We start from the raw sequence: 2,132 nt of genomic DNA, 5'->3' as shown, positions 1-2,132 counted from the left end.
TAGGCTGGTCAGGTGGTTAGAAGTACAAGCCCCTGGCTTTAGACATGGGGTTGGTTTCTACGGAGTCCCTGACGGATAGATTCTAGCCAGAAAACAATCCGATCGCGCGATTGTTTGCTTCGATGGCTTCGGCATATCTTCCCATCTTTTGTAACACCACTCCCTGATTGATCCAAGCATCTCGAAAGTCGGGTTTAATCTCTGTGGCGTTGTTCCAACTGACTAATGCTTCTTCTAAGCGTTCTAACGCCGCTAATGCAACGCCGTGATGAAACCAGCTTTGGGCATCTTTGGGGTTGATTTCTAACGATTTTTCCCAACAGGCTAATGCTTCTTCCCACTGTCCTAATTTGACGCCGAAAGCTAATCCTTTGTTGTACCAAGTTTCGGCATCGTTGGAATTGATGTCTAACGCTTGGTCCCAAGAAGCCAATGCCTCTTCAATCCGTTCTAAATCGTATAGGGCATCTCCTCTGTGCAGCCAAGCCAAATGCGCTTGCGGTTCGATGGCTAAGGCGCGATCGTAGGCACTGACGGCTGCTTCTAACTTACCTAATTCGATTGACGCATTGCCCCGATTTATCCAAGCGCGGTGATGATTGGGATTGAGTGCGATCGCCCGATCCAGGGCGCTAATCGCTTCATTGTAATCCCCCGCTTCCATTCGTTCCACGGCGCGATCGTACCAACTGTCGGCATCCTCCCCCTCTGCTGCGGTTTCTCCTGGCGCGATCGGCGCGGCGATAGGTGGCGCGTTATCCGATTCTGAGTGCGGCGCTACCGGCGTAAACTCGGAAACAGACTCCGCAAGCGGTAACGGTGTGGATTCAGCATCCAGGTTGGGGGCAAAGTCTTCTAAATCTGGAGATGGCGTGACGGCGGGTTCTTCCCCTGCAGGCGGTGTGGTTTCCGGAGACGGGGGAGGGGCGGCGGTTGTGGGTTCTGCGACGCCGATGCGATCGCTCTCGGGTAAGCGCGCCAGTAGTTCTGTGCCGATATCCAGGGCAATTTCGCTAATTTGCCCGTAGTTCAGTTCCCCCAATCGCACCAATCTGCGCCCGAGTTCCGCGTTGGGTACTTCGGAAGCGAGGAGGTTGCGGCGAAAGCGCCACAACCAGGCGATCCATTGCTCCTCGGTGGCGCGATCGCTGAGTGCGGCAAAAAACCGCCCCACTTTCACTTGTTCCCATCCTTTATTTACCCCATCGAGCAACTGGAGGAAATAATGCTCAAACTCGCTGTCGCTTAGGGGTGCAAGGTTGGTTCTGGGTTCCGGTTCCACCTGGGGCGGTGGCTGTTTCGCGAATCCGAACACCCGGTGAAATAGTCGGATCGTGTGTTGCCAAATTTGCCTGAGCATTGTCCTCCTTTTGCTTCCCGGGCTTTTTGCACCATAAAATAACAGGCATCGCGTCTGTGCCGATAGCCCTATTTTACGGAAAAACCGGGTCGATGGGTGGGTCGAGTTGTGCGCCACTGGGCCGCTGATTCACTTTTCCCATCTGTTTGGGGAACTACCCGATTTTTCCGCCACTGGGTTTTTCAGACGCGATCGCCTGCTATTTTAAGACCGGCAATGCTTTATTGCGGCGTCTGCTGCAACTCGGGCCGTTCTTCGGGGACGATCGCCCCTTCTACCGGGCACACCTGCAGGCAAATGCCGCAGTCGATACAGGTGTCAAAGTCAATCCAATACCAATCGGTGCCTTTGGTATTTTTACCCGGTCCGGGATGAATGCAAGCCACCGGACAAGCATCAACGCAATCGGCAACTCCTTCGCAGGTATTGGTCAAAATCGTGTGTGACACAGTGTTCCCTCTCTCGATCGTGTTCCGACTCTTCTGGTCGTGCAGGCTGTTTCTAGCTTACCAAAACTCATTTCCATTTTGGTTTCGATGGCCTGTCAAATTGCGATCGCATTCCTTTTCCCGTTTGCGCCCCCACAACCACGGTTAGAAGGAGGCAAAAAAATTTCCGGGGCTTGACAAAGGGTGGGGAAGTGGTGATAAAATGGGAGGTGAAATCGAGGCGTCAGGCAGCGCCGTTAAGCAAGTTATGCATTGCATATACGTCCTGCCTGCACCTATAGCTTCATTCTACCCCATGTCAAGTAAAAAATCAACCGAGGCAA

At 53.1% G+C, this 2,132-nt stretch carries 2 protein-coding genes; both read right to left on the bottom strand.

Annotated features, from left to right (window positions below):
• Positions 1-82: 82 nt before the first annotated feature.
• Complete coding sequence (locus LKK83_RS30330) at positions 83-1,360, bottom strand: tetratricopeptide repeat protein (RefSeq protein WP_324635200.1); 1,278 nt, start codon at positions 1,358-1,360, stop codon at positions 83-85.
• Positions 1,361-1,581: 221 nt separating this feature from the next.
• Positions 1,582-1,809, bottom strand: a complete 228-nt coding sequence (locus tag LKK83_RS30325; RefSeq protein ID WP_324635199.1) for an indolepyruvate ferredoxin oxidoreductase subunit alpha — start codon at positions 1,807-1,809, stop codon at positions 1,582-1,584.
• Positions 1,810-2,132: the final 323 nt, after the last annotated feature.

It is taken from the genome of Phormidium sp. CCY1219 (genome assembly GCF_035615515.1).
Taxonomy (GTDB): domain Bacteria; phylum Cyanobacteriota; class Cyanobacteriia; order Cyanobacteriales; family Laspinemataceae; genus CCY1219.
The sequence above is the reverse complement of the archived record's forward strand: the minus strand, read 5'-3'. Positions and strand labels throughout refer to the sequence as shown.